Here is a 6,000-nt window from a genome sequence, read left to right on the forward strand (position 1 = left end):
GGAGGCCACGATGGCCGAGGCCTACCCAACGTTCCTCGCGGGGCAGCGGCTCACCGCGAGCCTCCTCCGCTCGGCGCAGGTGCAGTGTCTGCGTAAGACAGCGGACACGAGCCGGTCGGCGACGACCACGCAGACCGCGGACCCGCATCTACAGATGGACGTGGTCGCGGGCGGCGTGTACACGATCTGGGGCTGGCTCAAGTACGACGCCTTGGCCGCCGCCGACTTCGTGGTCGGATTCTCGTACCCCACTGGATCACTCGGCGAGTGGGTCGGTGTCGGCGGCGGCACCACGGTCACCTCGTCCACGGCCGGTGGCGGCACACAGCAGGACGCGGTGTCCACGTGGGGCTACAACGTCCGCTTGGAGACCACAGATATCCCGGCCACGCGTACCTATGGCGGGCTGGGGGTGGGGAACACCCTCACCGTCGACATCAAGGCCACGTTCCGGATTGGGGCCACGGCCGGAACTCTGGCGCTGACCTGGGCACAGTCCTCATCGTCTGCGACGGCTACCACCGTGTACACGGATTCCTGGCTGAACGTCCAGCGGACCGCGTGAGGTTACCCATGGCCAGCTACGTCATCACCGCGAAGAACGCCAGCGCCGAGCCGATGGTGTCGGTGCAAATCTCTGCGATCTCGCAGGAGGGCACGGTCGTCGAGGAGTTGGACGTCGTCAACGCCGTCCGGTCCTTCCTCAGCACGGTGCCCGGCGTGGCATCCGTGACGGCGCAGAAGTTCGAGCAGGTCATCACCACCGTCTAGCCCGAGGAGGGGCAGTGAGCGGAACCGCAGCTGACGTAATCAGCATCGCGAAGTCCCAAGTCGGCTACCACGAGGGCTACTCGGGCGGGCACTGGAACAACCACCAGAAGTACTCGCCGGCCGTGCCTGGTCTGGAGTGGTCGCAGGATCAGGCGTGGTGCGCGACGTTCTGTGCGTGGGTGTTCCAGCAGGCAGGCATGCCGAAGGACAGCTACCCGGTGACGGCGAGCGTCGCCACCGCCCGCGACTGGTGGAAGCAGAAGGGCCGCTGGTCGGAGTACCCGGCGGTCGGCGCGCAGGTCATCATGGGCGTCCACGGCGACGCCCACACCGGGCTCTGCTACGCCTACGACGACGATTTCGTCTACACGATCGAGGGCAACACCAACACCTCCGGCAGTGCCGAGGGCGACGGCGTGTACCTCAAGCAGCGGGCCCGCCGCGACTCCTACATCTACGGCTACGGCTACCCCGCCTACCCGGCCGGCATCGTCTCCGCGGACCCGAACTGGAAGAACCCGACGCCCCCACCCAAGGAGGACCCCATGCCCACCCCCAGTGACTACGCCAAGGCGGTTCTGACCCTGGACGGCGTCATCGCCGTGCCGGGGGCGCCGGCCACGAATCCGACGTGGACGCTGTCGAGCGTGCAGACGGAGATCCTGAAGCGGATCGACATGGTGCGTGCGCAGGAGGCCGCGCAGACTGCGGCGATCAGCAAGCTTGCCGGGCTGGTCGGCTCGGGCGTGGACACCGCGGCGGTGGTGGCCGCGGTGAAGGCGGCCATCGCGGACGCGGTGGTGAAGGTGTCGGTGGACGTCACCGGCCCGGTAACGAAGGAGTCCTGACCATGACCGTCAACCTCGACAAGGCCTACTGGCTCGGCCTCGTCATCAGCGTCGTCCTGCCCGTCCTCGTCGGACTGGTCACCACCAGAGTCACCCACGAGGGCGTGAAGGCGGTCCTCCTGCTCGCCCTGTCCACCGCGAACGGGTTCCTCGTCGAGCTCGCGAGCCCGCACGACGCCGGGTACAGCGTGGGTACCGCCGCGGTCCTGGCGCTCGTCAGCTTCGGCACTGGCGTGCTGGCCCACTTCGGGCTGTGGAAGCCAACCGGGGTTTCCGGCAAGGCGCAGGACTCCCTGGTGAAGTCCAGCTTCGCCAAGGCGGCGTGATGCGTGCGGCGGCTCGGCGGCTCACAGCCCGTCTGGGCCGCCGCGGTGCACTCCTGACCATGAAGGGGGTCATCGCCACCCTCTACGGGTACGGCCTGCTCGTCCAGCCGCTCCAGGACCCGCGTGGCCTGCGTCTCCTCCTGAAGCTGATGCCGCTGCACGCCTGGGGTGGCGCCTGGATTGCCGCGGGTCTGACTGCCCTGGTCTGTGCGTGGCTGGCCCCGCGCTGGGACTGGCCAGGGTTTCTCGCGGTGTGGGCGATCACCGCAGCGTGGGCCATGGCCTACTTGATGTCGTGGTGGCCGCTCGGGGAGAACCCGCGCGGCTGGATCGGCGCCTGCGTCTTCGGAGCGTTCGGCGCAGTGTGTTTGGTAGCGATCGGCTGGGAGGAACCACCCCGCCGTAGCAGAGAGCGTGGTGGGTCGTGAGTGCTGAGATGGTGACGGCGCTGAGCGCCCTCGGCGTGGCTGGTGTGACGGCCGCCGGGGGCGTTGTCACAGCCGTAGTCGGCCGCCGCCAACCCAGGGGCGCCCAGCGTCGGGACGACTTCACCGCGGTCACGGACAGGCTGGGACAGCACATCGAGCGGCTGGAGCGGCGCATCGACGAGCAGGAGCAGGAGAACGACCGGGACCGGGAACGGATCACGGCACAAGACACGACAATCCGCTACCTCGCGGCGTGGGTGCGATCCCTGGTCGGGTACATACGGACGGCGCAACTGGAGCCCCCGGTGCCGCCGCAGCCGGTGCCGCCGGAGGTGCAGCCGTACCTCCACGACGCGGGGATCTGACAGGGGCGGCCGGCGGGTCAGGCTGCGGCCACGACCTTGGCCCGGACCGCTGCTGCCCATTCCAGCAGGAGCCGCTCATATTCCGCCCGCTCCTGCGTCGACAGCGACCCGCCCGCACGCAGCCATAGCGCGCGTATGTCCTCGTTCACCACATGAGCAGGGCGCACGGAGCTCGGGCGCTGGGTGTCGGAGGTCATGCCACCAGCCTACGGCCCGTCAGTCGTCGAGGTCGATGACGAAGTCCACGACGGTGGTGTCACCGCGACGCACGATCGGATGCGCCACCTCCACCACCCGCCCTGTGTCGGCGATGTGCCGGCGCGTGTAGCGGAGCACGGGAATCCCAGCCCCTATCCGCAACGTCGTCGCCTCCACCTCGGTGGGCATTGCCGCGGTGAATGACTCCTTCACCTGGACCACGCGGATCCCGAGCGACGCCATCTGTGCGCGAGTGCCGCCCGGCCACGGCTCGTTGATCGGATCCGCGACCGGCGTGCCAGCCACATCCGACCAGCGGACGTAACTGGTGCTCGTCTGGGTGGGCTGGTCGTTGTCGTAGAAGATGAAATGCCTGGCGAGGAGCCGCTCACCCGGCTCGCACTCGAACAACGCAGCAAGCTCAGCGTCGGCTTCCACCCGCTCGAACCGCTTGTCCAACCGGTACTCACTCCACCCGATCCCCTGATCCCGGGTGTACGGCGTCGAGCGGGAGCCACCGCTGTTGCGGTACCGGTCCGCGGCCATGCGGTGGATCGGCGGCCGCGGGCGAACGCGGGTGCCGGCGCGGGCCCGGGTCTCGATGAGGCCCTCGTTGGCCAGCATGCGGAGCGCGTTGCGAATGGTGGTCTCTGAGACGCGGTAGGCGGCGCAGAGCTCGGGCAGGGTCGGGATCTGGTCGCCGGGCGCCCACTCGCCGGAGGAGATGCGGCGCCGCAGGTCGGCGGCGATGCGCAGGTACTCGGGCTGTGCCACAGCGGTGCTCCCACGGTCGATGATCGCGTCAATCTGAGTACACATACTCTCCCCATCCGCTTGACCTGCGCCAATCCCAGCGACATTCTGAGTACAGATAAGCATTACCTGTACTCAGATAGCTACTGGTGGCGGGGAACATTCATGTCCGAAACAGGCAGAACGTGGCGGCGGCCCTTCAAAGGCCACGCCGTCGAAGCCGCCGAAGTCCGAGCGTGGACGAGGAAGCGGACCGACCACCCGGACGCGCCGCTGGTAGTCCACGAACTGTTCGTCGCCGTCCTCAGCTCCGGCGCCGACATCATCGAGCTCACGCTCTCCACCGCAGGCAACCGCCTCCGCATCACCGCCACCGGCCCGCAGCACTTAGCCGCCCGCCACACCCACGGCCCCGGCTGGAGCATCGTCGCCGGACTCGCCCACACCACCGGCATCACCACCGACGAAACCGGCCTCTGGGCCCAACTCCAGGAGCCCACAGCGTGAGGCCGCTGCCGGCGGCCACCGCCATCACTCGCGGGCAGTGGGACGGCCGTGACTGCGTCTGGTGCCGCGCCTCTCTATCGCACGGCGCGCAGAGCGCAGGCATTGCCCGCGGCTCGGTCGGCGCGGTCGTCCTCGACATCGAGGTCTACGCCTGCCCTTCGTGTGCCATCAGCCCCCAGACTCCCGCCCCGCCACGGCAACGACGCCCCGGGACGGGTTATCGAGGCCAGGAAAAGCCTGACCTCACGATCACAAAGGAGTGATCCCATGCTCGAAGACGCCCTCAACCTGGCCATGCTCGCGGTCGGCGGCGGAGACGAGGACGACGGCAAGGGCGGTAACCCGCCCACCGGCGACTCCGACGACGGGCGCGACTACGACGCCTGACCAGATCATGTAAGCGACGCCGGTCCCGCCCGTACAGTGGCGGGGCCGGCACCACGGGAGAGGCATACGGATGGCGAAGAACATGTCGGGGACCGGCCGGGTCACGGTCTTCTCGATGCTGCACGACTGGCCGGGCGGCAATTACTGCGTCCTCGCCTACGCAACCGCTGGCCACTTCGGCGACACCGCGGTCCTCGGCGTCATCCCCATTGAGGGCAACGAGTTCGAGCCCGGTGACCTGTTCGCAATGGCGGGCCGTCACCAGCCGTCCAGTCTGTACGGGCAGCCCGCGGAGCATGCCCGCGCCGCCTGGCTCGCCTGCACCGGTTTCTCCGCGAGGCTGAACCCGAAGCCGGACACGATCAACTTCGACGATGCCGCCTGGTCGCTGGACGTGACGCAGCAGGTGACCATGGTCAAGCCGATGTATGGGCACGAGCACGTGGCCGCTGGCCGGTTCACGCTCGACGACCCGCAGCTGCTGGAGCACGCCCGGGCTGTTCTCCGTGTGCCTGTGAGTGTGCCCTGACTCAGCGAACGAGCTCGGCGAGGGGCACGCCGAGGGCGTCGGCGACGAGGAGCAGGTCCGTGAGCGTCGGGTTCGTGGCTCCGCTCTCCCACCGGTGGATGGTCTTGTGGTCGCGGCCGACGCGCTCCCCGAGGGTGGCCTGGGAGAGGCGGGCAGCCCGGCGAGCCTCGCGGATCTGTAACCCGATCTGCTGCCGGCGGCGGGGTACCCAGTCGGGGGTGGGGTCGAGCACCCGCCCACCGTGGAATGATCTTCACGGAATGTCTTTACCAGCCGGTGGTAAATCTGGACCGAGGTGGGGTACCAGCAGATATATGCAGTACACCGTGTAGCGGGAACGCATCTGAGTGTGCTGGGATAGTCATATGTCGGTCGGACGAAAGTTCGATTCGGCTTGATCCTTGATGCCGCCACATCAACCCCCCTCAACAGCCCGGCACGGCCGACCGTGCCGGTAACGGCCGCCCGCCGGTCGCAGGAGCACGGACCATCGTGCGCACCCCCCTGTCGACAGGCGGGCGGTTTTGTCGCTTCCCGACTGAATAAAGTTCAAACTCGCCCGATCGAGTGACAGTCATGACCGTGACATGCGCACGGTGCTGGCGTTAAACAGACTGGGCCAGGGTGGGGGCTCTGTTCGCCTCCCCGGGTGACCGGCCCCCACCCTGGTTCCACAAGAATGGCCCTCGGCGTCTCGCACGCCGAGGGCCATTCGGCTCCGATGAGGGAACGATGGGAAAACGATGGGAGACGGATCTTGGGAACCAGGGTCAACTTAGATCAACTGAAGTCAATCAAGGTCAACCAATCTCCGGCCGTGCACGCAGGTCACGCCACCACCAGCACAAACAGTAGAGCCACGCCTGACATCCTGTGTCAGTGAAGTCC

At 67.9% G+C, this 6,000-nt stretch carries 11 protein-coding genes; 8 read left to right on the forward strand and 3 right to left on the reverse strand.

Going from position 1 to position 6,000, the window contains the following annotated elements; all coding sequences use genetic code 11:
- The first annotated feature begins 10 nt into the window (after nt 1–10).
- From ACH45E_RS44555 to ACH45E_RS44580, 6 genes are read left to right on the forward strand one after another with little or no spacing between them, the layout of a single operon-like run.
- Nucleotides 11–565 (forward strand): hypothetical protein, encoded by a 555-nt coding sequence (locus ACH45E_RS44555; RefSeq protein ID WP_361449004.1) that lies wholly within the window; start codon nt 11–13, stop codon nt 563–565.
- Between the two features lie 8 nt (nt 566–573).
- Nucleotides 574–771, forward strand: a complete 198-nt coding sequence (locus tag ACH45E_RS44560) for a hypothetical protein (RefSeq protein ID WP_361449002.1) — start codon at nt 574–576, stop codon at nt 769–771.
- 14 nt (nt 772–785) lie between these two features.
- The gene (locus ACH45E_RS44565) at nt 786–1,619 is read left to right on the forward strand and encodes a hypothetical protein (RefSeq protein ID WP_361448999.1); all 834 of its coding nucleotides are present in this window, start codon (nt 786–788) and stop codon (nt 1,617–1,619) included.
- Between the two features lie 2 nt (nt 1,620–1,621).
- The gene (locus tag ACH45E_RS44570) at nt 1,622–1,945 is read left to right on the forward strand and encodes a hypothetical protein (RefSeq protein WP_361448996.1); all 324 of its coding nucleotides are present in this window, start codon (nt 1,622–1,624) and stop codon (nt 1,943–1,945) included.
- Nucleotides 1,946–2,004: 59 nt separating this feature from the next.
- Entirely contained in the window at nt 2,005–2,373 is a 369-nt protein-coding gene (locus ACH45E_RS44575; protein WP_361448993.1) for a hypothetical protein, read from the forward strand.
- Nucleotides 2,370–2,738 carry a hypothetical protein gene (locus ACH45E_RS44580; protein WP_361448990.1) on the forward strand — a complete coding sequence of 123 codons (369 nt, stop codon included), beginning with the start codon at nt 2,370–2,372 and terminating at the stop codon, nt 2,736–2,738. The genes ACH45E_RS44575 and ACH45E_RS44580 overlap by 4 nt, the downstream gene beginning before the upstream one ends.
- Before the next feature lie 17 nt (nt 2,739–2,755).
- Here ACH45E_RS44580 and ACH45E_RS44585 read toward each other — a convergent pair whose 3' ends face one another.
- The gene (locus ACH45E_RS44585; RefSeq protein ID WP_361448987.1) at nt 2,756–2,935 is read right to left on the reverse strand and encodes a hypothetical protein; all 180 of its coding nucleotides are present in this window, start codon (nt 2,933–2,935) and stop codon (nt 2,756–2,758) included.
- Nucleotides 2,936–2,954: 19 nt separating this feature from the next.
- Nucleotides 2,955–3,710, reverse strand: a complete 756-nt coding sequence (locus ACH45E_RS44590; RefSeq protein WP_399042820.1) for a GntR family transcriptional regulator — start codon at nt 3,708–3,710, stop codon at nt 2,955–2,957.
- A 144-nt stretch (nt 3,711–3,854) separates the two neighbouring features.
- Here ACH45E_RS44590 and ACH45E_RS44595 point away from each other — a divergent pair, with 144 nt between their 5' ends.
- Both ACH45E_RS44595 and ACH45E_RS44600 read left to right on the forward strand, forming a co-directional pair.
- A complete protein-coding gene (locus tag ACH45E_RS44595; protein ID WP_361448981.1) occupies nt 3,855–4,196 on the forward strand; it encodes a hypothetical protein in 342 nt (113 codons plus the stop codon).
- A gap of 457 nt (nt 4,197–4,653) precedes the next feature.
- Nucleotides 4,654–5,112 carry a hypothetical protein gene (locus ACH45E_RS44600; protein ID WP_361448978.1) on the forward strand — a complete coding sequence of 153 codons (459 nt, stop codon included), beginning with the start codon at nt 4,654–4,656 and terminating at the stop codon, nt 5,110–5,112.
- Nucleotide 5,113: 1 nt separating this feature from the next.
- On the opposite strand, the gene ACH45E_RS44605 is transcribed toward ACH45E_RS44600, so the two are convergent.
- Nucleotides 5,114–5,344: a helix-turn-helix transcriptional regulator gene (locus ACH45E_RS44605; protein ID WP_361448975.1), complete on the reverse strand. Its 231-nt coding sequence runs from the start codon at nt 5,342–5,344 to the stop codon at nt 5,114–5,116.
- Between the last annotated feature and the right edge of the window lie 656 nt (nt 5,345–6,000).

This window comes from Streptomyces sp. NPDC020299 (assembly GCF_044387825.1).
GTDB lineage: Bacteria > Actinomycetota > Actinomycetes > Streptomycetales > Streptomycetaceae > Streptomyces.

Bases quoted from the DNA above. Each gene is read 5' to 3' on its own strand.
- ACH45E_RS44585 (WP_361448987.1), bottom strand. From the start codon at position 2,935: ATGACCTCCGACACCCAGCGCCCGAGCTCCGTGCGCCCTGCTCATGTG.
- ACH45E_RS44575 (WP_361448993.1), top strand. From the start codon at position 2,005: ATGAAGGGGGTCATCGCCACCCTCTACGGGTACGGCCTGCTCGTCCAG.
- ACH45E_RS44595 (WP_361448981.1), top strand. From the start codon at position 3,855: ATGTCCGAAACAGGCAGAACGTGGCGGCGGCCCTTCAAAGGCCACGCC.
- ACH45E_RS44555 (WP_361449004.1), top strand. From the start codon at position 11: ATGGCCGAGGCCTACCCAACGTTCCTCGCGGGGCAGCGGCTCACCGCG.
- ACH45E_RS44560 (WP_361449002.1), top strand. From the start codon at position 574: ATGGCCAGCTACGTCATCACCGCGAAGAACGCCAGCGCCGAGCCGATG.
- ACH45E_RS44570 (WP_361448996.1), top strand. From the start codon at position 1,622: ATGACCGTCAACCTCGACAAGGCCTACTGGCTCGGCCTCGTCATCAGC.
- ACH45E_RS44600 (WP_361448978.1), top strand. From the start codon at position 4,654: ATGGCGAAGAACATGTCGGGGACCGGCCGGGTCACGGTCTTCTCGATG.